Origin of the sequence: Brevibacillus laterosporus DSM 25 (assembly GCF_002706795.1) — a bacterium.
In the GTDB taxonomy this organism is placed as follows: domain Bacteria; phylum Bacillota; class Bacilli; order Brevibacillales; family Brevibacillaceae; genus Brevibacillus_B; species Brevibacillus_B laterosporus.
Genome location: NZ_CP017705.1, coordinates 3,891,671 through 3,916,908, shown reverse-complemented (window position 1 = coordinate 3,916,908; position 25,238 = coordinate 3,891,671). Strand labels below are relative to the sequence as shown.

The 25,238-nt window shown below is 41.2% G+C and carries 22 protein-coding genes and 2 riboswitches; of the genes, 5 read left to right on the top strand and 17 right to left on the bottom strand.

Annotation, left to right across the window (positions count from 1 at the left end):
- Positions 1-112: 112 nt before the first annotated feature.
- The 4 genes from BrL25_RS18675 to gcvT form a co-directional block, all read right to left on the bottom strand.
- Positions 113-1,822, bottom strand: coding sequence for a methyl-accepting chemotaxis protein (locus tag BrL25_RS18675; protein ID WP_018672146.1), 1,710 nt, complete (start codon positions 1,820-1,822; stop codon positions 113-115).
- Between the two features lie 377 nt (positions 1,823-2,199).
- On the bottom strand, positions 2,200-3,666 hold the full coding sequence (gene gcvPB / locus BrL25_RS18670; protein WP_018672145.1) for an aminomethyl-transferring glycine dehydrogenase subunit GcvPB: 1,467 nt from the start codon (positions 3,664-3,666) through the stop codon (positions 2,200-2,202).
- A complete protein-coding gene (gcvPA, locus tag BrL25_RS18665; RefSeq protein ID WP_018672144.1) occupies positions 3,659-5,014 on the bottom strand; it encodes an aminomethyl-transferring glycine dehydrogenase subunit GcvPA in 1,356 nt (451 codons plus the stop codon). Before gcvPA ends, gcvPB begins: the two co-directional genes overlap by 8 nt.
- A gap of 36 nt (positions 5,015-5,050) precedes the next feature.
- Positions 5,051-6,154, bottom strand: coding sequence for a glycine cleavage system aminomethyltransferase GcvT (gcvT, locus tag BrL25_RS18660; RefSeq protein ID WP_018672143.1), 1,104 nt, complete (start codon positions 6,152-6,154; stop codon positions 5,051-5,053).
- A 173-nt stretch (positions 6,155-6,327) separates the two neighbouring features.
- Positions 6,328-6,409, bottom strand: a riboswitch (glycine riboswitch).
- A gap of 4 nt (positions 6,410-6,413) precedes the next feature.
- Positions 6,414-6,511, bottom strand: a riboswitch (glycine riboswitch).
- A gap of 219 nt (positions 6,512-6,730) precedes the next feature.
- On the opposite strand from gcvT, the gene BrL25_RS18655 reads away from it, so the two are divergent.
- The 3 genes from BrL25_RS18655 (at position 6,731) to BrL25_RS18645 (ending at position 10,710) form a co-directional block, all read left to right on the top strand.
- A complete protein-coding gene (locus BrL25_RS18655; protein ID WP_018672141.1) occupies positions 6,731-8,437 on the top strand; it encodes a DEAD/DEAH box helicase in 1,707 nt (568 codons plus the stop codon).
- Between the two features lie 71 nt (positions 8,438-8,508).
- Positions 8,509-9,696 carry a YqhG family protein gene (locus tag BrL25_RS18650; RefSeq protein ID WP_018672140.1) on the top strand — a complete coding sequence of 396 codons (1,188 nt, stop codon included), beginning with the start codon at positions 8,509-8,511 and terminating at the stop codon, positions 9,694-9,696.
- A 159-nt stretch (positions 9,697-9,855) separates the two neighbouring features.
- A complete protein-coding gene (locus BrL25_RS18645) occupies positions 9,856-10,710 on the top strand; it encodes a hypothetical protein (RefSeq protein ID WP_018672139.1) in 855 nt (284 codons plus the stop codon).
- Positions 10,711-10,780: 70 nt separating this feature from the next.
- On the opposite strand, the gene BrL25_RS18640 is transcribed toward BrL25_RS18645, so the two are convergent.
- The 9 genes from BrL25_RS18640 to BrL25_RS18600 all read right to left on the bottom strand — a co-directional run bounded on the left by BrL25_RS18640 (position 10,781) and on the right by BrL25_RS18600 (position 19,451).
- The gene (locus BrL25_RS18640; protein WP_018672138.1) at positions 10,781-11,041 is read right to left on the bottom strand and encodes a YkuS family protein; all 261 of its coding nucleotides are present in this window, start codon (positions 11,039-11,041) and stop codon (positions 10,781-10,783) included.
- 15 nt (positions 11,042-11,056) lie between these two features.
- The gene (locus BrL25_RS18635; RefSeq protein WP_018672137.1) at positions 11,057-11,221 is read right to left on the bottom strand and encodes a YqzE family protein; all 165 of its coding nucleotides are present in this window, start codon (positions 11,219-11,221) and stop codon (positions 11,057-11,059) included.
- A gap of 51 nt (positions 11,222-11,272) precedes the next feature.
- Entirely contained in the window at positions 11,273-11,770 is a 498-nt protein-coding gene (locus BrL25_RS18630; RefSeq protein WP_018672136.1) for a shikimate kinase, read from the bottom strand.
- 22 nt (positions 11,771-11,792) lie between these two features.
- Positions 11,793-13,634 carry a stalk domain-containing protein gene (locus BrL25_RS18625; RefSeq protein ID WP_018672135.1) on the bottom strand — a complete coding sequence of 614 codons (1,842 nt, stop codon included), beginning with the start codon at positions 13,632-13,634 and terminating at the stop codon, positions 11,793-11,795.
- A gap of 227 nt (positions 13,635-13,861) precedes the next feature.
- The gene (locus tag BrL25_RS18620; protein WP_236847685.1) at positions 13,862-15,184 is read right to left on the bottom strand and encodes an alpha/beta hydrolase; all 1,323 of its coding nucleotides are present in this window, start codon (positions 15,182-15,184) and stop codon (positions 13,862-13,864) included.
- A 230-nt stretch (positions 15,185-15,414) separates the two neighbouring features.
- A complete protein-coding gene (locus tag BrL25_RS18615) occupies positions 15,415-16,176 on the bottom strand; it encodes a 5-oxoprolinase subunit PxpA (protein ID WP_018672133.1) in 762 nt (253 codons plus the stop codon).
- Between the two features lie 270 nt (positions 16,177-16,446).
- Positions 16,447-16,818, bottom strand: a complete 372-nt coding sequence (locus BrL25_RS18610; RefSeq protein ID WP_018672132.1) for a YlbG family protein — start codon at positions 16,816-16,818, stop codon at positions 16,447-16,449.
- Between the two features lie 110 nt (positions 16,819-16,928).
- Positions 16,929-17,393, bottom strand: a complete 465-nt coding sequence (locus BrL25_RS18605) for a YlbF/YmcA family competence regulator (RefSeq protein WP_018672131.1) — start codon at positions 17,391-17,393, stop codon at positions 16,929-16,931.
- Positions 17,394-17,495: 102 nt separating this feature from the next.
- On the bottom strand, positions 17,496-19,451 hold the full coding sequence (locus BrL25_RS18600) for a hypothetical protein (protein WP_018672130.1): 1,956 nt from the start codon (positions 19,449-19,451) through the stop codon (positions 17,496-17,498).
- A gap of 55 nt (positions 19,452-19,506) precedes the next feature.
- Between BrL25_RS18600 and BrL25_RS18595 the strand changes: the two genes are divergently transcribed.
- Positions 19,507-19,962: a protease complex subunit PrcB family protein gene (locus tag BrL25_RS18595; RefSeq protein WP_018672129.1), complete on the top strand. Its 456-nt coding sequence runs from the start codon at positions 19,507-19,509 to the stop codon at positions 19,960-19,962.
- A gap of 108 nt (positions 19,963-20,070) precedes the next feature.
- Here BrL25_RS18595 and BrL25_RS18590 read toward each other — a convergent pair whose 3' ends face one another.
- The 4 genes from BrL25_RS18590 to BrL25_RS18575 form a co-directional block, all read right to left on the bottom strand.
- Positions 20,071-20,502 (bottom strand): hypothetical protein, encoded by a 432-nt coding sequence (locus tag BrL25_RS18590; RefSeq protein ID WP_018672128.1) that lies wholly within the window; start codon positions 20,500-20,502, stop codon positions 20,071-20,073.
- Positions 20,503-20,622: 120 nt separating this feature from the next.
- Positions 20,623-23,040, bottom strand: a complete 2,418-nt coding sequence (locus BrL25_RS18585) for a heavy metal translocating P-type ATPase (RefSeq protein WP_018672127.1) — start codon at positions 23,038-23,040, stop codon at positions 20,623-20,625.
- Between the two features lie 79 nt (positions 23,041-23,119).
- Positions 23,120-23,881: a thermonuclease family protein gene (locus tag BrL25_RS18580; protein WP_081621620.1), complete on the bottom strand. Its 762-nt coding sequence runs from the start codon at positions 23,879-23,881 to the stop codon at positions 23,120-23,122.
- Between the two features lie 393 nt (positions 23,882-24,274).
- Complete coding sequence (locus BrL25_RS18575; protein ID WP_018672124.1) at positions 24,275-24,709, bottom strand: CBS domain-containing protein; 435 nt, start codon at positions 24,707-24,709, stop codon at positions 24,275-24,277.
- A 154-nt stretch (positions 24,710-24,863) separates the two neighbouring features.
- Between BrL25_RS18575 and BrL25_RS18570 the strand changes: the two genes are divergently transcribed.
- Positions 24,864-25,202: a YugN family protein gene (locus BrL25_RS18570; RefSeq protein ID WP_018672123.1), complete on the top strand. Its 339-nt coding sequence runs from the start codon at positions 24,864-24,866 to the stop codon at positions 25,200-25,202.
- The last annotated feature ends 36 nt before the right edge of the window (positions 25,203-25,238 follow it).

The window sequence follows — 25,238 nt, the reverse complement described above, 5'->3', positions numbered from 1 at the left end:
AGCAAACAACGCTGCCAAGACATAGTACACTCCTCATTGTAAGGCTTCTATAGAGTAAGAGACAAGCGCCAACTGTCAAACAGCCTGTTGCTACCTACATGCTCTTACCAAATTATACTTTGAAATTTTTCATGACATTCTGCATTTCATTGGTCATCTCAAACATAACCTCTGCTGTCGTAGCCACTTCCTGTGAAGACGCTGTTGTCTGTTCAGAGGTGCTGGCAATCTCTTCTGTCTTCGCAAATATTTCTTCCGCAACGGCTGTACTATTTTCCACTTTCGAAGAGATCGTTTCTTTTTCTTCAAGAATATGACCAGCACTTTGGCTAAGGTGATGAATTTTTGGTCCGATATCTTCAACTGCTTTTGTAATGTTGGTAAAGGAGTTCAATGCATTAGCAATATCGTTTTTCTGAGTATACATTTCCATCTGCATTTCATCTGCTGTTTGTAACATATGCTCGGCATCTTTCGAAATGGTACCAATCTGGTCACTGATACGTTGAGAGAAAATGCGAGACTGTTCTGCTAGCTTTCTCACTTCATTTGCTACTACGGCAAAGCCCTTTCCATGTTCACCGGCACGCGCCGATTCAATCGCTGCATTTAAGGCTAACAAATTAGTCTGATCGGCTATTGTATTTATTAAACTAGTAATTTCATCAATCTTATTCACATTCTCATTTACTTTTGAAATATTTTTAATTAGTCCCAAAAACACTTCATTGGTATGCTCTACAGATTGAGCTGCTTTATTCATATGTATGTCACTTTCACTTGCAATGTCTTGAATGTCACGAGTTAATCCATCAACTACTTGAATAGATTGGACAATTTCCGTTAGCTGTTCGCCGAATTCTGCCATGGTCTCAGCAATCACTACTAGATCTCTGGTTTGTTCCCCCACCCCTGTAGAGGTTTCATGGACAGATTGCGAGACTGTTTCAAACGCTGCACTTAATTGCTCAGATATAGCACTTAGATTATGCGAAGCCTTTGTTAAATCATCTGATTTTCGTTGTACAATATCAATCATTGATGAGGTAGTTATTACGGCATTAGCCAATGCGCCTCTCATCCTACCAAACTCTGTATTGTCAGCTTCCTCAATCTTAATTGTGAGATTCCCTTTTCCAAACTCTTCACAGTACTGAATCATTTCTTTAGCTGAACTATTAATTGAAGTAGAAAGTATATATGATACCAAAATGACACAAAAAACAACACATCCCATTAAAACAGCGTAATAGTTCCATGCATAATCATATTTTTCTGTTGCATCTGAATCTAGCTTGTCTCCATTTGTTGTTAAGTAAAGAATGATATCATTTACATTTGTATCTAATCTATTCGAGAACTCAGCAAAAGTCTGCTCTACTTCATCCGGGACTGGTTTGTTTGCTTTTAAATATGTATCGTGAATAATCATCCACTTGTCACGATAATCACTTAACAATTGATCCAGCTTGATTTTCTTTTCTCGATCAAACTCATATTGATCACGATTAGTAAAATAATCAGCTTCAGTAGCCAAAACAGTTTGGTATAGCTTGTCAACCTCTGCATTTTTTTGTGCATCATAATCACTTAGTGTTTGCAGAACAGCAATTCTTAGCTTATAAAAGTCTGAGCGTAAATTATTCGCTTTCACTAAAGGATCTACGACATCTCGATTAATTAACGTAGATGAATTATTAATATCATCCATAAAATACATTCCTAGCCCACTCATGATCAAGTTGAAAAGTAAACCAATCGCAACAAGGATGCGAATATTGGTCACTAGGCTAATTTTCTTACACATGTTAATTACTTTCATTCGGTATGATTCCCTCCAGTCATTCATATACACTTTTATATCGGACGAAAGTATCAAAATAAATGATAAATATGTTACAAATTTGAAAACTATTTTTGAATTATGGATATTTCGATACTCCAAACAGTCAATTTTCACCGTATAAGGGGGTAACCTGCTACTTTCATCTTAAAAATATAGCTGACGATACCTAATCCCCATTTGCTTTGATTCGTTGGATACTTCAAGATGATCTGACTTTCAAATAGTAGAAGAGATGTATTCATTCAAAAGTAAGAGAACAACAAAAACCCCCTATCTTTTAAACAGGGGTTCATACAGAAACATCCCGTGTACCTTTTCAAAGGACACGGGATGTTTGATTTCAACATATAAAACTAAGCTTCTGGTTGATATCGCAAGATTGGTTTTCTCGCTGCCGTTGCTTCGTCTAGTCGTTTTACTACCGTTGTATGTGGTGCTTCTTGCACCACCTCTGGACTTTCTTCACATTCTCTAGCAATCTGTATTAGAACCTCGATAAATTCATCAAGGGTTTCCTTGCTTTCTGTCTCGGTTGGTTCAATCATCAAACACTCATCTACAATCAATGGGAAGTAGATTGTGGGTGGATGATAGCCGAAATCTAGTAAACGCTTAGCCATATCAAGCGTACGTACCCCTAATTTCTTCTGACGAACACCGGAGAGAACAAATTCGTGTTTACATACTCGGTCAAATGGTAGCTCAAATGCAGTAGCTAACTTACGCATCATATAGTTAGCGTTTAACACGGCGTTTTGAGACACTTGCAGCAAGCCATCTGGGCCCATCGTGCGAATATAGCTATACGCGCGAACCAGAATACCAAAGTTACCATAGAAGCCTTTTACCCGCCCGATTGAAGCAGGAATGTTGTAATCAAGTGTAAAGCTTCCTTCCTCAGTCTTCTTCACCATTGGTTTTGGCAAGAATGGAATCAAATCATCTTTTACACCTACAGGACCTGCTCCTGGCCCACCGCCACCGTGAGGACCTGTGAATGTTTTATGCAAATTCAAATGCACAACATCAAAGCCCATATCACCAGGTCGAGCAATCCCTAAAATGGCATTCGCATTCGCTCCATCATAATACAGTTTTCCACCTGCTTCGTGTACGATCTTAGCCATTTCCACAATATTTTCTTCGAATAGACCGAGAGTATTTGGATTGGTGAGCATCAAGGCTGCCGTATCTGGACCTACTACCTGACGCAATGCTTCAATATCAACAAGTCCACGCTCATCAGACGGAATCGTGATTGTCTCTAGTCCCGCAATCGTTGCAGACGCAGGATTTGTACCGTGTGCAGAGTTTGGCACGATAACCTTTGTACGCTTTTCTCCACGACTTTCATGATAAGCACGAATCAATAGCAACCCTGTCCATTCTCCTGCTGCACCTGCCGCGGGTTGTAAGGTGACGGCGTCCATACCTGTGATTTCAGCTAGCTCATTTTGCAAGTTATACAGCATTTCGAGTGAACCTTGTATCGATTCTTCTGGTTGATAAGGATGTACCTGAGCAAATCCAGCATAACGAGCGATATCTTCATTAATTTTTGGATTATACTTCATCGTGCAAGAACCTAATGGATAGAACCCATTGTCAATACCATGATTGCGACGAGATAGTTCGGTATAGTGACGCACTAATTGTAATTCGGAGACTTCTGGCAATTCTGCTGGCGTTTTTCTGATCAGATGCTCTGGCAAATAGGAGGAGAGCTCAGCTTCTGGTACATCGTTTTTCGGTAAGCTATAAGCTACACGGCCTGGCTTGCTCATTTCAAAAATGATTTCTTTTTGTTTGTCGTTACGCATGTAGAATCGCCTCCATTTCTTTTGCCAACTGATCAATTTCCGCTTTCGTTCTTAACTCTGTCACGGCGACCAGCATATGGTTGGCAAGTCCTGGATAAGCGAGACCCAGATCATAACCGCCAATGATGCCTTTTTGTAATAAGCTATGATTCACATCAGCTACCGCTTTTGGCAGCTTGATGACAAATTCATTAAAGAATGGAGCTGTAAATACATCTTCCACCCCATCTAACTGGCAAAGCACTTGTTTAGCATAATGTGCTTTATGCAGGTTCATTTGTGACATTTCTTGCACACCCTGTTTACCAAGTCCGGTTAAGGCAATCGAAGACGCTAGGGCTAACAATGCTTGATTGGAACATATATTAGAAGTCGCTTTTTCTCGACGAATATGTTGTTCGCGTGCTTGAAGGGTAAGAACAAATCCTCGTTTGCCATCCTCGTCCTTAGTCTGACCCACAATACGACCTGGCATTTTCCGCATTAATTTAGAAGTCGTAGCAAAATATCCGCAGTGAGGACCTCCGAAAGACACAGGAATTCCGAACGGTTGCATATCGCCAACCACGACGTCTGCTCCTAATTTTCCCGGTGCTTCTAACAAGCCGAGTGCGACTGGATTAGAGGAGACAATGAGAAGAGCACCTTTTTCATGAGTAAGCTGTTCAATCGCACGTAAATCTTCTACGCTACCAAAAAAGTTCGGGTATTGAACCAGTACGGCAGCTGTTTCTATCTCTAAGGCAGCCTGTAGCTGCGATAAATTAGTGGCACCCTCTTGAGTAAAGTCTACCTCAACTACCTCTACTTGTTGACCATATGCATAGGTAGCGAGTACAGCGCGTGTTTCTGGATGAACTGTCTTGGAAACAATTACACGTGGTTTTCCTTTATGACCAGCAGCCATCATTGCCGCTTCCGCCATCGATGTGTACCCGTCATACATTGAGGAATTGGCTACCTCCATACCTGTCAGTTCACAAACCATCGTTTGAAACTCAAAGATAGCCTGTAGCTCCCCTTGGCTGATTTCGGGTTGATACGGGGTATAAGCGGTAAAAAACTCACCACGTAATAACATATGGTTAACGGTGCTTGGCGTATAATGCTGATAAACCCCAGCGCCTAAAAAGTTTACATGAGTTGTAAAGTTAGCATTTTTTGAAGCTAATCCGCCCATAAATTTCACTAAATCTGGTTCAGATAGTGCTTCGTCTATTGCTAGTTCTCTTGGAAAACGTACTTCTTCAGGTATATCGGAAAACAATTCATCCACACTGGAAACACCCAGAAATTCCAGCATCTCTTTCTTATCTTGTTCCGTTGTTGGTAGATAACGATATGTCACGGATGGTTCCCCCTCTGATTTAACTTCTCGATTTCCTTACTTTTTAGGTCGTTTATAAAATGGAGTAGCGATAATTTTAGCACGCAGGCGTTTCCCACGAATCTCTACTTCCACCTCATTGTCGATACCAGCATGAGCAGTTTGAATCAACGCTAGCCCTACATTCTTTTTTAAAGTGGGGGATTGTGTCCCAGTGGTAACTTCTCCAATCTGTTTATCCCCAACAAATACAGGGTAATGTGTACGTGGAATACCACGATCAATCATTTCTAACCCAACCAGCTTGCGTGGCGCCCCGTTCGTTTTTTGCTCCAGCAATACATCATGTCCAATACTAGGTACATCTTTATCTACCTTTACCGCAAAACCAATGCCTGCCTCTATTGGAGTAATGTTTTGAGATAGCTCCTGGCCATATAACGGTAACTTAGCTTCAAATCGCAAGGTGTCACGTGCACCTAACCCGCATGGAACCAAACCATCCTCTTTGCCATTTACCAACAATTTTCCCCACAGTTCAATGGCATCTGCTTGATCTACATACAGTTCAAAGCCATCTTCCCCAGTGTAGCCACTACGCGATACTAACGCGTTAATCCCCTCAATGGAAACGTTTTCTTTAAATTGGAAGAAACCGATCTCTTGCAGGTTCACATCCGTCATTTTCTGTAAAATGGTTTCAGCAAGCGGACCTTGAATCGCAAGTTGCGCTATTTTGGATGAAATATTAGTAACCGTGACATTTTCTGTTATATTTTCTTGCATCCAAGCAAAATCCTTATCAATATTGCCTGCATTAATAACCAGCAAGTAGTCATGATCTCGTTTTTTATAAATGATTAAATCATCGACAGTACCACCATCTGGGTAACACATCGCTGCATATTGAGCCTGACCGTCTTCTAATTTAGATACGTCATTAGTAGTTAAGCGCTGTAAATAATACAGTGCACCTTCCCCTTTTACTTCCACTTCCCCCATATGTGATACATCAAATAGTCCTGCTTTTGTACGAACTGCTTCATGTTCTAGCGTTATGCTACTAAATTGGACAGGTAAATCCCAGCCGCCAAAATCAATGGTTTTGGCACCGTGTGTAGCATAGATCGGATACAATGGCGTTTGCTTCAACTCTGACATGTAACCACTCGCTTTCTTCGTCTCTTTGTTTTTCACCTAAAGTAAACTTGGCGCCGGTAGAGTCTTCGTTGCTCTTTTACTATCTTTCCTACCTATTTATCGTTTTCGGATAGCACAAAAAAAGACAGCAAACCTGTGACAGCCAACGCAAATAAGCGCCCGCTCTCCAAGTTCTCTGTCCCGGTACCTGAGAGTTACCCTGCCCATAAGCAGGTTTCCCCTTTGGTGGCTTCTATGAAAAAGCTCTCTCCAGAGGTGCGTCCAGTAGAGGTTCTTTTGCCTGAGAGATTCACCATTTCTGGTTTGCTCCTTCGGCGCTGCACAGATAATACTCGCAGTCTCTCCCTACTACCTTCATTCGCAAAAGAAGGGTTATAAAATCTATGGAAGAAACGCATACTATAACGTGTCTTCCTGTTGTCTTCTTTATCCTAACATGACTTTGGAAAGAAGAAAACAGAAATTTGCAAACCAGCAATTATTCATTAACATTTAAGCGTTTTCACACAAAAAATGTTCGTTTTTTAATAGATTTAAAATGTATTTTCACGATAGAAAGAAGGGAGCTATCCATTTATGACGAATTTCTCACTTTCATTCGATACGAGCTGGGCTGCTCCTTTGGAAGAATTAATTCAACAGGATGGACCTTGGAATAAATGGGAGTTGTTTCAGCTCGCATTACAGGCAGAGGAAGCAATGGCAGTAACTGATTTTGATCAGCTTCAATGTTTAAAGTATCTCCCTTACGTAGAACCCTTCCCTCATCAAATCGAAACAGCTAATCGCGTCTTGAATCAGATGAGAGGTCGGGCTATTTTGGCCGATGAGGTAGGGCTAGGAAAAACAATCGAGGCCGGACTCATTATGAAAGAGTATATGGTTCGTGGATTAGCCAAAAAAATTCTGATCCTTGTGCCCGCTTCTCTTGTCATACAATGGACCAAAGAGCTTAATCAAAAATTTGGTATTTCTGCCATGCCACAGAAGAAGGAGTACATGTGGCGCCAATATGATGTTGTTGTGGCCTCAATTGATACAGCTAAACGAGACCCTCACCGGCGTCATGTGCTTGATATTGATTATGATATGTTAATCATTGATGAGGCACACAAGCTTAAAAATAAGCGAACTAAAAACTATCAGTTCGTAAAAGAGATTAAGAAAAAATATTGTCTGTTATTGACTGCAACCCCTATTCAAAACGAGATGGACGAGCTCTACAATCTGATCAACTTACTTCGGCCTGGTCATTTAGGACATACGCAGTCTTTCTCATCCACTTATGTAGATGGCAAACGCCAAGCTAAGAACAGTGGTAAATTGCAAAAGGAAATCAAAAAAATTATGATCCGTAATCGTCGTAGTGATGGCGGCGTTCATTTTACTCCTCGCCGTGTTCAATCTATTCCGATTGAGTTATCCCCTGAAGAACGTGCACTCTACGATGGAGTAACTCACTTCGTCAAGGAAAGATATCAGCAGGAGACGGGTAAGGTTAATGCTCTGGCTTTGTTAACGTTACAGCGGGAGGTATGCTCAAGTCGTGAAGCTGCTTTTATGACGTTATATCATATGCATCAAAAAGCTCCAGAGGACTCTCCCAAACGTGCAGAAATCATGCGCTTAGTAGATATGATCAAACAAATTGAGACGCATTCTAAAGCGGCTAAAACCGTTGAGCTGCTAAAAAAAATCAATGATAAGGTGATCATATTTACCGAATATCGTGCGACTCAAAACTATTTACAAAAATATTTAAGCGAGAACGGTATTACATCGGTACCATTTCGAGGTGGTTTTAAGCGTAGTAAAAAAGACTGGATGACTGATCTGTTCCAAAATCGAGCACAGGTTCTTATTGCTACTGAAGCTGGCGGAGAAGGAATTAACCTGCAATTTTGCAATCACGTCATCAATTATGACTTGCCCTGGAATCCGATGCGCATTGAACAAAGAATCGGACGTGTTCATCGACTCGGGCAAACAAAAGATGTGTTCATCTATAACCTATCTACCACAGATACGATTGAAGAACATATCCTTCGTTTGCTATATGAAAAAATTGATCTATTTGAAATGGTTATTGGCGAGCTAGATGATATTGTAGAGCGCCTTGCCTTAACAAAATCATTGGAGCAAAGCCTTGTAGAAATTATTATGGATTCTCGATCCAATAAAGAAATGGCACTAAAGATGGATAATATGGGTAGTGTGCTTCGCACTTTACGCCAAAATACAAAAGAGTTGCAAAACCACCCACAATCTCTTTCGCAATCATAAGCATCTTTGTAACCAGTGGTACAGGAAATTCTCACACCTTCATCACTTATCGAGAAAGGACGTTCCCCCTCATGCAACAGACGGAAGTACGGGAATTCGTAGAAAAATATTTTGCTGCCTTTCAGTCACACGTGGTTGAGAATCATCCCGACTATGTCACTGTAAAATTACCAGAGGATGTAGATAAGGATATCGGCAATCGCCCGTTTTACTGGTCTTGGGTGGAGAAGATGAGCATCGCTCCTCAGCCACTCCACCTTACCCTTTTCTTTCCTCAGACCGAGATTCCAAAGGAGCTACGGGCTGAGCATATTCATTTTGGTTCAAAGCGGCTACAACAAATCTTTGAATCTACCTCTAAGCACGGACGTTTTGTTTGTATGTACGAAGCTCCCAAAGGCATTTTACAAAAAACAAGTATGTCGACACGACGATCGACAGCGCTAACCCCTTGGCTCCATCTAAATATTAAAGTTTCTTTTATCTGTGACAAAAAACGCGATTTCCTTCTTTCTCTCGGGGTAAATCTACATCAAGCGCGAGTTGTTCAGGATTTTTATCCGTTTCTCAAGCGCTTACACCTTACCCCTGCTATACCTGATTATTTTTATACATTGGATCGTCGTCTGGACATTCTCCAAGCAATTGAGATGGCAAAAAAGGAAGTGTACCATTTTTTAGATAATCAAGATCATTCATGGGCTGACCAGGCTCGCCTCCGCCTTCAAGAGGAATTAGATATCTTAGAGGAATATTACAAGCATGTAGCACTAGAGCAAGAAAAAGTTTCAAAATCGGTTCCTGAAGGAGAAGACGATATAGAAAAGGCTTCAAAGGCTTCCATAGAAATCGTCCCCCCTTCCCCTCATACAAAGGGCCAAATCATCAATAGTATACAAAGTGAAACAAGTACAACTTCAGTTACTCTACCTGATTCTCCTTCCTCATTAGGACAGTTGCTCTCTGTGAAACGTCCGACACCATTGGCTGACGATTCCACTCCTATCACACTCTCACCATCTCCTGCTACGATGGAGGAGCATGTGCAAAAAGGTGGACGTATTCTTGATTTTCTACGATTAAACGGAATTCAAGAAACACCAAAAGAGCAATTAGAACAAGAGGAATGGAAAGCAAGTAGTATAGAGGAAGAAAAGGAGCGACGTATGAGTGAATTACGTTGGCAATACGAACCGCGTGTCGAGGTAAAGCTGATTAATGGTGGCTTGTTTTATTTGTTTAATTTACCACCAATCTAACCCTGTGCTCGCTTCGTTAGACCTGATTCTACATAGCGCAGAAATTTGTAAAACAACAGCGAAGAAAAATAGAGGAGAGCTGACAGCAACCAACAAATCTTTTGGTGGCATTTGGTTACAATAGGTAACGTACCTTACGAAGGGATGGTGTCTCAGTGTATGAAACTACGTTCACTAGCGAGCCGATTCTTGTTGCTCCTCCTCCTATTCTCGCTTTCCTCTTCTCAAGCGCATGCTGCCCAAGAAGGTCCATGGACTACTGCTTTCACTCAACACATTCAGACATGGATGAAAAAATTAGAAGAAAAGGATAGTCAGTTTAAAACTTGGCAACATGCTAGCATCGAAATCCAAACATTAGGCCCTGGTTCACATGAATGGCTAGTCACTATGAAAGAAAACAAAAAACCCCTTGGCTATATGATCGTCGCTGAGTCACAGAAGACAGCAAATCAAACAACTCCTGAATTTGTACTAATGGAATACGGACTCGGTGAATACACATTATTTGATGAAAAGTTAGCCCCGAGAGATGCGGGTGCTGAATTATATTATGATGGTTTTACTTCGTTTTGGCGAATACCTATAGCAGATACGCATGAATACATCGATGCCAAATCTGGTGAAAAGTTCCCTGCTCGACTTAAGCCCGATCCCTCTGTTATGCATCGTATAGCTAGTCAGAAATTAGTGGATAAAGAGGCTCAACTAACCTTGAGTCGGACGTTACTATCTACGGAGGCTGACCCTTTTTCCCGCATTGATTGGTTAACTGCCAAAGTTAATCGTTCCACTACTCAGACTCAGGAGCTTACCTACTTACTTACTCAAAAAACAAAAGAGCCGATTGTTATTACTGCTGATTTGTTCGAAAAAGAAGTGATGGCTCCCTTTACCATTGGAACCGTTCATGTATGGGATAATGAACCCTACATAGGTGTCTGGGACTCGGGATTACGTTTCTTACCCTACTCATATATCAAACAAGTGGGCAGTATCGTACACCCCTCATAAATCAATGTAAAATAGCAAAACGGTGGTTCTCTCCTTTGACTTGGGAGAATACCACCGTTTTGACCTTTATTCAGCGAAAACCACCATCGGCAGGGGAGCACCGCTCATTTACCTGATGAAAAATTTCATCAAGTGTCATACCCTCTGCATTGATTACAGGTGCTCCTGCAATGCTTTTAGACTGATCTCCAATCAAGTTTTCATCCATACCTGTAATGACTACAGCATCTACCATCTGTTGCCAATTTCCTAATTCAACCACATCAAATCCATTACGACGCAACATCGTGCTCACATGGGATAATGTTTTTTCTACGGCTACTTTTGGCATAAGAACCCCCAGATGTTATTTTTTGAATAATAGCTTGATGGACATCGGGATGGCGCCAAACCATTTCGAAGACCAAGGTTCACGTGGCATTTCACGCTGACGCCGACGCTCTTCCTTAGGTGTCTCCAAATATTGCACAAAGCGCTTGGTCATATATTTTACATATTCTTGTGATGACATCGCGCATCCCTCCCTTGGCATTAGTTTTGCCGAAGAGAAGGATTTTAATCGTTACGCGTTCGTTATTTCATCGACAATTTCTTCTATCGTTTTCCCAGTTGTATCTACTTGAATAGGGGCAAAATCGTATGCCCCTGCACGTGCTTGTAGCAGTTCTCGCACTTTTACCTTAACATTCCCTTGGAGAAGTGGTCTATTCTGATCTTGCTCAACTCGGCGAATAATCTCCTGCTCTTCAGCGGTAAGTGCTACTACGATTCCATGCTGAAGCATTACCTGAACATTTTCAGGTCGCAGCACCGCTCCGCCACCCGTAATTATCACTCGACGATTCCCGTCAATTAATCGGCGTAGCACATCCGACTCCAACTGCCGAAACATCTCTTCGCCATCCTTAGCAAAAATTTGGGAGATTGTTTTCCCCGTTGCTTTGACAATCTCTTCATCTAAGTCACAGCGCTCATACTGTAGTTGTTGTGCTAGCTGTTCACCAACTGTTGACTTACCTGTGCCCATAAATCCAATGAGAATGATGTTATTTGGTTGCATGGTGAATTTCCTTTCGTCATTATTATTGAATGGTGACCGTCCTTTTTTCCTTCTGATAGGTAACTCGGTATCCTAAGCCCTCCTCCAACAGTGCGAGAGGGAATAAGCTACGTGCGTGCCACTCTAACAAAGGAACCGGCATTTTCTGCTCGATACCATTTAACACATAACGATCTGATTTTTCGTGGAAAACAATCACGTTACGTTTTGACTCCGCTCGTATGATACGATTGGCTTGATCCGATGTTACCTTAAATCCTAGCTGTTCCAAGGTTTCTCGTAGAGGTAAATAAACCACTTGATTACGGATGCGTGCCCTTGTAGCCGGATAAAAATGAGTTTGACCGATAATAATATTTACATAATACTCAGCAGCAATTGGAATAAAGCTCTTTTGATTTTGTTTGTGTACATTTGGCACAAAATACTGGGCTTCGGCTCCTAAGATTTGACCTAACGCCTGATCCAAATGCTCTGGGCCAATGACTTGATGCTGGTAATTACTTTGCACCCTTTTTAAAAAGTCAAAGAACAATTCATCCCCAAGCTGCTTTCGTAAATTATCGTATAATAAGGCTGCATTGGAGTACCAGGTCCAATCGAATTCATAGTAATCCTTAAACTGTGTCAGGTGATTGGAGAGTTTCCCATATGGATAAGCTTTTGCTAATTTATTAACATCTGCTTGATATTCAGCTAATATTTTTGCTGCGGCTTTTTCTCCAAATCGCTCTCGATAATAGAAGGTGACACTCGCCTCTACTAACCCTTCATCCATCCATCCTGTATATGGCTCGATATTTTCTACAGAATTGTACCACCACAAATGGGCTAACTCATGCGGTAACCAATGCTCGACCTGATTAGCGTTAAACATATGCTTAGCGATAATAGCCATATTAGCGTATTCCATAGCGTACACTGTTTTATTTCCTGTCTCTGCAATACCAATACGGGGATAAGGAAGCTCTCCCATTAGTTTGGTGTAGATAGGCAGAACCTGTCTCGCTATATCCTTTAATCTAGCCAAGTGGGCTGCATCCGTCGACCCAATATCCACTGTTAACTTTGGCGAAATTTTGACCGTTTCAACTTTGTATAATGGACTGCCTACCATCGTAAAATTAAGCAACTTTCTACCAGTAAAATGATAAGTAGAGCGTCCGTCCCCATTACTGGATTTCATTCCTCTCCCCCATGAAGTTACCCATTCAAATGAAGAGGGTGCCACCATAGTGACTTCATAATCAGCATAATGATAAATATAAGGGTCTCCATAACCAATGACCTGTGGTGGTTCATACCAGCGCTTTTGTTGATCCATGGCCCCAAGCATAGGATACCAATGCGTTAAGGTCCAAATTCCTTCATGCACACCAAATCGAGTTGGCTCACGTGGAACCTTTGTTTCAAAAATTACTTCTAGTTGCGTGCGCGTCTCTTTTTTAGCTGGGTTGTCCAACACAATGACAGGATCGCGACGGCTAAACGGGATATTTTTTCCTTTCCAGCGAATCGCGGAAACTTTGTTGTTGTTCCATTTATAACCGTAATAATACAGATAAAGCTTATCCGTCTGTGGATTATCAAAAGTCATGGTAACGGTCCCTGCTATTATCGCTTGATCAGGCGACAAGGTTGCTTTAATCATATATGAAGGATTAAGCTCTTTGACGACTGGCGGTAACAACTCTTCTTTACGAAATGGATCTACCGATGTTCCACCGGAATAAAATAAAGAATCTGACTGTAAAGAAGACAAAAAATCCTTGATTTCAGGCGATTTCATGTAGGCTCCTATCGCTCCGAAGCAAATCAATAGGCCTATACATACTGCTAAACTTTTCTTATGTATTACTTTCATGTAGAACTCTCCCCACTACTTCCCAAGCCAAAGCTGAATAATAATTCCTCTTACTGGTACAATCGGCTAATGCAAGAAACTTCTTTACAGATTGTATCATAGTCGTTTTCTACTGTGGCACATCATTTCAAATGAAATTAAGAAGAAACGCAGAATAAACCTGTATCCTGACAGGAAATACCTCTGCGTTTCTCTGTTACTACTGCCTTTATCTTTTTCATAACTCCCTATGGTTCCCTTTCCTCTCCAGTCACTACATCAATTACACGCGTTGGGTTAGTTGGTATAGAAATGGTTTTATTAGCAGGAGGGCTAATTCCTTTTTCAACCCATTCGACTAGTAAATCAAAACACTGATGTGCATAAGGTAGCATAGGTTGTAATTCATGCTCAGGGTCAACCTTACTCCAAACCAAACCGTCCACATGATTAGCCTGTTTTATCATGTACAACCGATGCTTCTTTGCTTGGCCTGCTTGCTGGACTAACTCTGCATAGGCTTTGGCATGCAGATCAGGAAAAATCAGAGCGTCCCAGGTTCCAGCAAGTGAAATAAGCGGTACGTGTATACGACCTGTATTTGCAATCTGCTGAACTCCTCGTTTGACGGATGAAGGTCTTTTCTTATAATCATAAGAAGCATAAATATGGTCGTATCTTCGGTCACGCAAGCCAGTTTGATCAAAGCAAAGATAATTCTGCCAAGCCAATCGATTAGGAGCAGTGGGATCAAACTTATCTCGATAAATATTCAGGCTTACAAACCAATAGATCTGATCGTAGTACGCCCATAATTTTTCAGATCCTTTCGGCATTCCAGCCGCATAGATACATTCACGTGCTTGCTGCTGTATATGCCCTGTTTCATATATGGCAGCATGCGCTTTTTGTACAATAGTGGTGAGCGAGCTAATCAAATTTGGAGCCTCTGCTTGCCACATCACCCCTTCAAGCTCTACCCCTCCATCAAATAAAGCAGGTTCTCCAGTAAGTTGAGGATCGTCATGTTCTAGCGCAAATCGCACTACATAGCCACCGTTAGAAATCCCTATCGCATAGGTAGGAATAAGATGATGATCAGTAAGTAAGACATAAGCCGGATTACAAACATCCTTGGCAGAAATTAATTGATCTCGATGATGCGTTGCTAAGTATCTTTGAGCAGCCTTTGTTACCTGTCGAAAGCACCTATGCCATTTAGCTATACTGTCATCTTCTGCTACAAGTGCATTTTTCACTTTTGCCAGCGGATCATCTGGATCGTTCCATCCCTGGGTTCCTTTATCGATGGCTGCGAAAGCGTAGCCTTGGCCAAGAACATAATCACTAAATAATAAATCGGTTGATGTTTCATTACGCGTTGCTGGTATCCCAGACACGACTAATTTTCCATTCCATTCGTCCGGGATACGAATAAGGAATTTGGCGTCGTCAAGCATGCCATTGATCTGCTTTCCTGTAACCTCTCCGGGCTTGTACATATGATACCAGCCCGTTCCTTGCTCAGGCTCCCCCCAAGCCAGGGGAGCTAAGCTATCATTTCCATGCACAGTAGCTGCCTCATATTGAACAGGGTTTTTTGTAGTTAGCCAATTTCCAGCTTTGCCATCAAAGGATTGCACCGTAACACTGTGAGCACATGGAATGATCGAGGAATTATGTTGTACAAAATTAATTAACTTACTTTTCAGATATATCACCTCAATTTGAAATCACTAAAATAAGAAATAATATTAAACATATCATGTATGTAGAAAGGCGACCTAAGTCGCCTTTCCATTTAACAAACGGCAATTGCTTCTAAACGAACCTCATTTTGCTTTGCCCAGCGATGTAATTCCTTTAGAACGTGCAAGGAATCAGGGCTTTCTCTATGAATACAAAGCGTATCAGCCGCTAATTCGATTACACTTCCATCTACCGTTCGTACTTGCTGTTCTTTTACAAGCTGGCTTGCCTGATGCAATTGCTCCTCCTTACTAATTAAAATACTTCCTTCCAATTCTCGTGGAGCTAAGCGCCCATTAGGCAGGTATGCTCGATCCGCAAATACTTCCTCCGCCACATACAAACCATGCTCCAAACCTACCTGAACCAACGAACTCCCTGATAATGCGTACAAAATTAAATCATCTCGAATATCTGTAATAGCACGTACAACTGCTTCTGCCAATTCTGGTCGCTCGGCTGCTTCATTGTATAGAGCTCCATGTAGCTTCACATGATGTAATGTGCCTCCCAGTGCTCTCGTAATTCCTTCTAAAGCAGACACCTGATATAAAATCAATTCATAAACCTCGCGCATGGACAAATTCATAGAACGACGCCCAAACCCGTGAACGTCAGGATAACCGGGATGAGCACCTATTTTCACACCTTGTTTCAGTGCTGCTTCTACCGTACGGCATATCACGTGTGGGTCCCCAGAGTGAAAACCACAAGCAATATTGACCGATGTAATCCAGCGTAAAATCCCCATGTCTTCATCGAGTCTGTGACGCCCAAACATCTCTCCCATATCGCAGTTAATATCTAGTTTCATCCTGTCTTTGTCCCCTCGCTCTCTCTTATTGTCCATATTATTGTAAGCGCATTCAAATCGAACTGTAATAATTTACCTTACCTTAAACCTTATTTCCTTATCATACCACGTGGCCCAATTACAAAAAAGTGAAACAAATTTCACTTTTAATTTTACGGGTTCTTTACCTTAGATCATGTCAAGAAAAATAGCAAAGGGCTTCTCCCATCACACCTAATTGGTTACATGAGAAAAGCCCCCTATGTGTTTTTTGTTCGAACATACAGCTTGCTAGCTTTGAACCGGTACAGACCTTACAGCCTGATGTTCCGACTTACCAATCGACGAAGTATCACAGATTAACGATTCTGCCAAAGCCATCAGCTGATTTTTCTCTAATTGATAGTCAAATTCTTTCGCCTTATCCGGCTTCGCATTGTTATACTCGGTTGGGATTTCGTGGCGATGTGAACGTTCTACCTTTAATACAAAGTGGAGCCGTTCCAATTGTGATATCACTTGCTCAATTTCGTCTGCGTCCACATACATCGCAACGTAATTGAGCCTCTTGGATACGTAATGAATGGTGCCGAATTTTCGTAAATTCTTCGCAACACGAGGATTTTTAATCCAAACAGCTACTCCCAATCTTTTCAGTCTCATCGTACCCTGAAAACTCCTTCCTCTACTAACAATCCTATGTAATCAAGCTCAGCTACGCCTTTTTAGCAAACCAAAAGGCGTAGTTTTATGAGCTCTTTCGTATTTTTAATTTAAGCGTATTTTTTTTCTTTATTACCACAACCGCAACTGCCACCAGTACCGCAACCGCTGGCCATTGCCTCCATAATTGGGTTATTGCTAGGTACTTTAACACTCTCTGATACAGAGTCTGCTATAACACGGCCTACTTGATACAATAACTGGTCTAAACGTGCTTCCGCCTTCTTAAAATTACGAACAGCTGGCAATGCTTCGTATGATTGCTTTAATTCCCTAATCTCAGCCATTACCTTGTGAAAATCTGGGTGATATTTGCCAAACCGTTGCACTTCCTCATAATCTTGCCTTTTACGGTTGAAGCGCTGGATATATAATAACACTGCCTCGTCATCTTCCATAGCTTGCTTCGTTTGTAAATAATCATTCACTTCTCGTGATTCATTTATCATAATGGCTAAGTCGTCAGCCTCAAGTAGTAAGCTAGCCATATCTAATTCACTTGGTATTTCTATCATGTTTTACCTCCTTTACAGGCAAACCTACTATTATTTTAGCACGAAACCCCTTATGGGCGCACAGGAAAGATTTAAACATCACACACTTTTTGCTTAATTTTCCTATAAATACGCCGGAATAAGGATACGTAGACGCGATATTTCATCCACTTTTTCTGTCCATGATTGATCTTTTGACATCATACGTACTTGCCAGTATCCATGTTCCAATGCAACTTCCTGCACTCTGCCCGTCCATTCAACTTGTCGATGCGTTTGACATTGTATCTCCAATCGAAGCTCCTGAGCTCGTTTTAGCATAACGCGTACCGTATTTGGATGATAGCTTTGATAATGTTCCGTCCACATTTTTGGTAAGGTTGACAAGCCTGGGATAGCTTCACCAACATCAGGAAAAACATTTTCAACCTTAAAATCAAAAAAGGGTGTTATCAAGGGAAAAAAGCCTTCTCTATCCGTATTTATCTCTAATGGAATTTGATTGTTGTTCGAATGATCCTTACCTAAATGGAAGCCTATAGATTGAAAACGACGAATTTCCCCTGATTGTGGCTCATACCCACATTCCCTAAGCAAGGTAACAAATTCATCTAATTTGCTTGTAGGAATTAAAAATGCAACAGGAGAGATAACCTCCGAAATATACGGAGCAAGAATTCCTATATCACGTAATTCAGCTAACAAGGTAGAGCTTGCTGTTTTAAAACGAATCACCTGCTCAAAGGAGAGCTGTTTTGCTTCACCTGACCATTTTATTATTAATTGAGCTACAGAATCCGGCACTGGGTGTGCTGTATTCTCTTGGAGAAATTGTAGGATTTGATCCACACTTCCTCCTGTAGATAAGTAGGATTGCACGCCTCGGGAGGTAAGATTGCACGTTATAAAATCTCCAGCAACATTCATTTCTCCCAAACGGCTCAGCTCCCATAGTTGAGCTAAGACCATACCTGGGGGTACCATGACTTCACCAGTCGAATCCAAATACCATTTAGGCTGATGATCCCCCTTTTCCTGATGGTACGGATTATGACGAATCCATAGGTTTTGTTGATTATCTTCCCCTAGTTGAACCATGCCCAAACCCAGCAAGGGATGTAACCAGGTCTCTTTCAATTGCTCCTGACCCTGTTCTGGTAGTTTATAGCCTATCTGTGTAAGTTTGGAAAGAATTTCATCTACCCTGTACCACTCTTCATCAAACAATTGCAGCTCAAACAAAAATGCTTCTTGCCATGACTCCTTTGGTGCGTAGTATCGGAATAAATTTGCTTTTATCTCCTCAATTTGTTCCACATTTTTCTTATGTAACCAATCATTTAATATTGCGTAATGCAGGCAAATTCTTTTATCTTGTAGGTAGACAAGCCGCATTCGTAAAGATAGATCAAAGAGAAAAGAAACGGGCGTTTGATCATCTACCTTTACTTCAGACGGCAAAAGACTAGAAAACCAGCCCCGCATATGTTCACCTCTCAAAGAAATGCGTTCCATCCATTTGAGTACCATTCGCCGGGGTATTCCATTTTTTTGTGTTAAAGAAACCGATTGTTCTCTTAAGAACAGCAGAAAGGCAAGTATGTCCATATGGATACCTCGCCCTGCTGGAAGTGCATAGGAAAATACATGCGGGATGGCTTCCTCTTTTATTGATGGTTCTATCCTTTTTTTGTGTGTTTGATTACTAAGAGGGTATAAATTTTTTCGTAATTCAAATGGCATCATGTAGCCTATTTCGCTCCACATTTTTCGAACCGTATAAATAATACCTAGCCGACGTAGCTTGGTAAGACCCGCTGTTAACAGAATATCTTGTTGAGTAATTGTCTCAAAGTCACGCTTACGTATAAAGCCTTGTTGAGCATTTGTATAAAAAAGAGACACTGCTTGGCGCTCGTGCTCTGTTAAGGCATCCCATAATGTTTGGCAGAAAGCCGAATCTTGCAGTCGGTTAATTAAAGAGTTGTCGCATTTTATGTTTAATCGGCGATTTTGTTCCTGGATAATTTCTTCAATTGTACGTTCTGACAACATATCCAGACATTTATGTATATTCATGAAGCTCACCTCTATTCGTAACGGTGGATGGAGGAAATCATAGGAGGGATAGAGAATGAAACAAGTATTAGCAGGTTTATTGCTAATGGGAGGAATCCTGGTCTCCTACGTCAACATGACTCCAACTGTAACAGCTCAGGATGGCTCTTTGCATCAAAATACTCAACAGTCCAACCAAAAAGGAGTTGTATCTATGAGTGATTTTAGCACTGCTCCTACTCCCTACCCCACTTCTGTAGACCTGGCGCTTGCCAATATACAAGAGCAGGGTGGCTATCAGCTGATCCATGAAAATGATCTCACCTATGTAGCCATTGCGCTTGGTGAGCGCCCTACCAGTGGCTATTCTATCAAGGTTGACAATGTCCAGCAAGAGACTGACGGAACTTATGTCATCCATGTCGTAGAGGAACGCCCTCAAAAAACAATGTTGCTTCAAGTAATTACCTATCCAACTGCGGTGATTACCTTACCTCAAGATGCACAACACGTAACCATAAACTATCTATAATAACGAACGCGCAGGGCAAAAGCAAAAAGCTGTGGATGGTCTTTAATGGACTCCACAGCTTTTTCCTATGTAAGCGGGGTCGCATTTGGACTTTCATGTTTCATCCGCTTAGTTGACTACGATTTCAAAGGTCTGTTTGACACCATATGATTCATGGTTGTTATGGGCTAATTCTACTTCTATTTTGTGCTTTCCGGGAGCTACATCTGCTAAGGTAAATTGCGGGCCAAAAATCTTGGCTATTTTTTTCCCATCCACATATAAATGGACATGCCCTTCACCAACTTTATTTTCTTTTCCCATGTTTTCCAACGAGAATTGGAATCCTTGAACGACCAATTTCAATTCAAGATCATTACCTTTTACTTGATGTTCCACGATTAGTGAAGGCTTCTTCACTTCCTCAGCAAGTACATGTGTCTGATTGCTGTGAGTTGCTTTTTTTCCTTCCAAAGAATGCAATCCCATCATGGATAGCTCCAAAATAGCTACAAACAAAATAAATAAGTAAAAACGACGTCCACGCAATTTTTGGATCATACAGGACACTCCTTACTTTTTGGTGAATATAGCCCTAGAGTGCCCTGTTTCTCCCTGTTTATGCCACAAATTCTCTACTTCGTACATCGGGTACCAAGTACGATTTACTCTCTTATAAGATCACTTTCTCAATAATCTCATGCTATTAAGAATGACAATCATCGCTGCTCCTGTATCACTGATGACTGCCATCCACAGTGTGAGCCAGTTTGGTATGATCAAGAGTAGTGCTATAGCTTTGATCAATAAAGAGAAATATATGTTTTGCTTGATAATCGCTAGCGCTTGTTGGCTAAGCCCAATTACATATGGTAATTTTTCTAAGTCATCAGCCATCAATACGATTCCTGCTGTTTCCATAGCAGTGTCCGTTCCTGCTCCTCCCATCGCAATACCAACATCAGCAGTAGCTAGAGCTGGAGCATCATTAATACCGTCACCTACCATTGCAATTGTACCACTTTCGCGCTTTTTAGCTACCTTTATTGCCTCAAGCTTATCTTCTGGCAACAATCCTGCTTGTACGTGTCCAATCCCTACTTTTTGAGCCATATGTTGGGCCGCTCCTGCATTATCACCCGTAAGCAACAAAGTTTTTACGCCAATGCCATGTAATTGCTGCATCACCCTTTGACTTGTTGGTCGAATGGTATCAGATATGATAAGAGCACCCCAAATCTCTTTCGTCGTACCCACTAATACGATCGTTTTACCAGCTTGTTGCTCTTCCTTAATCTGCTCTTGTAAAAGTCCCAGTTCAACCTTATGTTCGGTAAACAGCTTCTCATTTCCCGCCAAATACGTGATTCCTGATAACGTAGCACTAGCACCCTTACCAACAATGGTTTGATGATTATCAGAATCCTGTGTTAGAATGCCATTTTCCTTTGCCTGTAACAAGATAGCAGTAGCAATGGGATGATGTGAAGATTGCTCGATCATGGCTGCCTTTTCAAGTATCTCTGACTCGGTGTGTTGCTGGAGAGTAAGTATTTTTTCAACATGTAGCTTTCCTGTTGTGATCGTACCTGTTTTATCAAAAGCTACTTGCTTTAAATGACCAATAATTTCCAAGGCTGCTCCACCTTTAATTAATACACCGTGACGTGCCGCACTTCCAATAGCAGACACTACTGCAACAGGGGTGGAAATAACCAAGGCGCAAGGGCAAGCGATAACCAATAGCTCTAGGCCACGGTAAAACCAATGTTGCCACTCTCCTGTAAATAAAGGTGGCAAAATAATAACAGCAAGGGCCACTACAATTACGATTGGAGTATAAATTCTAGCAAATTTCTCTACAAATTGTTCCGTTGGTGCTTTCTTCTCCTGTGCTTCCTCCACTAAATGAATAATGCGAGCTAGTGTGGAATCAGAACCTATCTTCGTCACTTCCATCTCAACAACCGCTGTTTCATTAATGCTACCAGCGAAGAGAGTGTCACCCACACCTTTGTCAACTGGCATAGACTCCCCAGTGATTGGTGCCTGATTAAAAGTAGATACCCCTTTAACGATAAACCCATCAAGTGGAATTCCTTCACCTGCTTTAATTAATAAACGCTCTCCAACTTCCACATCTTTTACTGGGATACTAACCCATTCTTGTTCTCTGTAAACCATAGCTTCTTTTGGTGCCAAACGTAGTAAGGAGCGAATGGATTGACGAGTCTTATTGATAGATAAGGTTTGCAAAGAGTTCCCAAGTCCAAATAAGAAAACAACCGTTGCCCCTTCTAACCATTCACCGATAAAAGCTGCTCCTATTGCCGCCAAACTCATTAGCAGGTTCATATCAGCTGATTTACTTTTTAGGGCATACCATGCGGCTTTTAAGGGTTTTAAACCAGCAACTACCATCGCAATAGCATAAGCAGTATTCCCGAGCAGTTCTATCTGGTACGCTTTTAACAAAAGCCCTACCAGAATAAAAAATCCTGCTATTCCTGTACGTTGAACTGCTTCATTTTGCCACCAAGCTTCTGGTTCAATGTTAGAAAAACGGTCACTCCCATCCTGATATGTACCTTTGTAACCAGCTTCTGTAATAGCTTGTAAGACTTTTTCTACATTAGCCTTTTTTCCTAATCGCATTTTGGCTGTACTAAAGTTTACTTCTACTTCTGGCATGTTCAAGGTTTTCTGCACGTGCTTCTGTAAAGTTAGAGCGCATGAGCCGCAATCCATACCCTCAATATGATATACCTGTGCAGCGGTTTTATTAGCTAATACCGTAGTCGCCAATTCGCGTTCAGCAAAACAACACCCTGCACCGTGAGAATGCCCTGTATGTTTGTGTTCGTGATGTTCGTGATGATTATGTTCGTGATGTTTGTGACTATGATCGTTGTGATGATGGTCATGATGAGAATGACCTGTGTCTCCACAATGTTCGTGCTGATGGTGATCCGTATGGGAATGATGCCCCTGTTCACCACAACATGTTTTCGTTACAATCTCGTTATCTTGATGTTCTACGTGAGAATAATTGGAGTTTTTTTCTTGACCATTATGCTTATCATTCAAATTTTTCCTCATCCCGCAGCACCTCGTTTTCCGATCTCTCTTCTCGTAGTGTATCAGATAACATTATAATATTCAAACAATCATCGAAATGTTATTCCTTTGATTTTCTAAAACCTGCTTTTATAGCATCTTCTTCTGTATCAAACCACTCTTCTGGTTTCGTTTGTTCATAATAACGTCCACCAGATACATGGTAGATTTTTTCACCCTTTGAATTAATATTTCCTTTGATTTGTTGCTTGCTGTCTTCCCTTTGCGAACTACTTTCCTTTTTTTCGGGAAGGTTCTTTGAGGAAGAAGTGTTCTTTTTCTTACCTTGATCCGCTTTCTTATAAACATCTAAAGCCCAGAGTCCTCGGTTGTTTTCTCTAGCATTCTGTTCTGCTTTCAAGAACACTTCTGACTGAGCAACATTAGGTGGCACTGTCATGATGCGCGCATATCCTTCATATACGAGATGTTCATTATAGAATGTGCCATCTTCTAAATAAACATAAGCTAATAGTCTCTGATATTTATCGAAAGGCTGTACATCAAATTGAAGGGTAACTTCTTTGCCTTCTAACATCTTTTTCGTATAGTCACTCGCTTCTTTTCCATATGGCTCCACAGGACTATTGGGCTTCACAGTCTCAGGCGTGTCCACTCCGATCAGTCTTACCTTATCTCCCTTCGTTGTTTTAAAGGTATCACCATCGACAACTCTCTCTATTTTAACTTTCATTTTCCCATTGGGTGTGGGCTCATTGTTCTCTTGCGTGTCTTTGTCAGTAGCACATCCACTTACCGCTAAGGCTACTCCAAGGGAAAGGATGGCAAATAAATGCTTTGTATTGGTTATCATTGTCCTCATGTACATATCCTCCATGTTTTTGATTAACTCTACCTTTCCCATCATACCAAACATACGTGCTTGTCTACAGTTTTTCTAATCTTCCAAAACAAAAAACGACCCACATGACTTGGTAGGCCGCCTTTTTATCTGGTCATTTATTCCCAGTCCCAATCAACAAGTAGAAAAAATAAAACAACAACAATTACGATGATCCATATCAGTTCCTCGCTATCTCCATTTAAGAAGTCAAAATCGAAAAAACCCATGTGGACCCTCCTTTCCTCTTCGTTACAGCCTATGCGAAAGGAATAATTTGGGTCCAAAAAAGACAAGCCCAAATGTTATAAAGTGACACATAAAAAAGACACTCGTTTCCGAGTGTCCACAAATGTTCTCTCTTCATTAGAAAAATTAATGGCGTGAAGCTGTTTCAGAAATCTCTGCTAATGCTTCTCCTGCTTCATCTTGTAAAATGTTGCGGATTGCCATGTCTCCAATCGCCACAATTCCTACTAACTTTCCGTTATCCACTACTGGCAGACGGCGAATTTGATGCTTAGCCATCAGCTTAGCTGCTGCATCTACAGTCATTTCTGGAGTTCCCAGCACGACATCTTTACTCATGACCTCTTCGACCTTACTAGAGCCTTGATGTTTTTCAGCAAGGCCACGAATGACGATATCACGGTCTGTAATGACTCCGATAACATCTTTTTGTTCATTCACAACTGGAATGACGCCAACGTTCCAATCTTTCATTTTCACTGCTACTTCATATACATTATCCTGTAACGTAACGGTAGCCAAGTTATCTGTCATAATTTGGCGTAGTGTTCTTGTTGCCATTTTTCTTCCTCCTTCCGTTCTTAAACAAAGGTTAGTTTCCCCCCTCCCGTATTCTTTCATGCAATCCAGCTATTTTTTACGTCTCATAATCATTGCACAAACAGGAAAAACCTACTATCATAAGGGAGTGAATATCACGAAGGAGGAAGGCAGAATGCTTCTCAAAGAAACGGGAATCGGCGGCCACCAAGGAACTTTAGCCGACTTAGACATTGCTATGAATAGCTCAGGTTTCACGCGTTTTGCTTGGGATTATGCCCACGCAACCTACGATTACAAGCTAAAGGATAGGGACACTACGTACTATCTTCGCATTCAAGCACATTGTGTAGAAGGCAAAATGGAAGATCCAGACACTGTATTAAAATTGGACGAGCCATTCATCGGCAAGCATCTGTTCCCACACGGAATCGATTATGACTGTCCTATGCCAGATGGCGTACTAAACAATGCAAAGCAAGTTTTACAAGGTTTAAAAGACAAATTAGCATAACAGTATGAAGGTTCAGTTTGTTCAAATACTTTACAC

What these genes read in the sequence shown, in the direction of transcription:
- BrL25_RS18605 (WP_018672131.1), bottom strand. Translation starts at nt 17,393, where the DNA reads ATGATAGAAATACCAAGTGAATTAGATATGGCTAGCTTACTACTTGAG.
- BrL25_RS18585 (WP_018672127.1), bottom strand. Translation starts at nt 23,040, where the DNA reads ATGAGGAAAAATTTGAATGATAAGCATAATGGTCAAGAAAAAAACTCC.
- BrL25_RS18615 (WP_018672133.1), bottom strand. Translation starts at nt 16,176, where the DNA reads ATGAAACTAGATATTAACTGCGATATGGGAGAGATGTTTGGGCGTCAC.
- gcvPB (WP_018672145.1), bottom strand. Translation starts at nt 3,666, where the DNA reads ATGCGTAACGACAAACAAAAAGAAATCATTTTTGAAATGAGCAAGCCA.
- BrL25_RS18590 (WP_018672128.1), bottom strand. Translation starts at nt 20,502, where the DNA reads ATGATCCAAAAATTGCGTGGACGTCGTTTTTACTTATTTATTTTGTTT.
- BrL25_RS18655 (WP_018672141.1), top strand. Translation starts at nt 6,731, where the DNA reads ATGACGAATTTCTCACTTTCATTCGATACGAGCTGGGCTGCTCCTTTG.
- BrL25_RS18630 (WP_018672136.1), bottom strand. Translation starts at nt 11,770, where the DNA reads ATGCAACCAAATAACATCATTCTCATTGGATTTATGGGCACAGGTAAG.
- gcvT (WP_018672143.1), bottom strand. Translation starts at nt 6,154, where the DNA reads ATGTCAGAGTTGAAGCAAACGCCATTGTATCCGATCTATGCTACACAC.
- BrL25_RS18625 (WP_018672135.1), bottom strand. Translation starts at nt 13,634, where the DNA reads ATGAAAGTAATACATAAGAAAAGTTTAGCAGTATGTATAGGCCTATTG.
- BrL25_RS18650 (WP_018672140.1), top strand. Translation starts at nt 8,509, where the DNA reads ATGCAACAGACGGAAGTACGGGAATTCGTAGAAAAATATTTTGCTGCC.
- BrL25_RS18595 (WP_018672129.1), top strand. Translation starts at nt 19,507, where the DNA reads ATGAAACAAGTATTAGCAGGTTTATTGCTAATGGGAGGAATCCTGGTC.
- BrL25_RS18675 (WP_018672146.1), bottom strand. Translation starts at nt 1,822, where the DNA reads ATGAAAGTAATTAACATGTGTAAGAAAATTAGCCTAGTGACCAATATT.
- BrL25_RS18645 (WP_018672139.1), top strand. Translation starts at nt 9,856, where the DNA reads ATGAAACTACGTTCACTAGCGAGCCGATTCTTGTTGCTCCTCCTCCTA.
- BrL25_RS18575 (WP_018672124.1), bottom strand. Translation starts at nt 24,709, where the DNA reads ATGGCAACAAGAACACTACGCCAAATTATGACAGATAACTTGGCTACC.
- BrL25_RS18600 (WP_018672130.1), bottom strand. Translation starts at nt 19,451, where the DNA reads ATGAATATACATAAATGTCTGGATATGTTGTCAGAACGTACAATTGAA.
- BrL25_RS18635 (WP_018672137.1), bottom strand. Translation starts at nt 11,221, where the DNA reads ATGTCATCACAAGAATATGTAAAATATATGACCAAGCGCTTTGTGCAA.
- BrL25_RS18640 (WP_018672138.1), bottom strand. Translation starts at nt 11,041, where the DNA reads ATGCCAAAAGTAGCCGTAGAAAAAACATTATCCCATGTGAGCACGATG.
- BrL25_RS18580 (WP_081621620.1), bottom strand. Translation starts at nt 23,881, where the DNA reads ATGAGGACAATGATAACCAATACAAAGCATTTATTTGCCATCCTTTCC.
- BrL25_RS18610 (WP_018672132.1), bottom strand. Translation starts at nt 16,818, where the DNA reads ATGAGACTGAAAAGATTGGGAGTAGCTGTTTGGATTAAAAATCCTCGT.
- BrL25_RS18570 (WP_018672123.1), top strand. Translation starts at nt 24,864, where the DNA reads ATGCTTCTCAAAGAAACGGGAATCGGCGGCCACCAAGGAACTTTAGCC.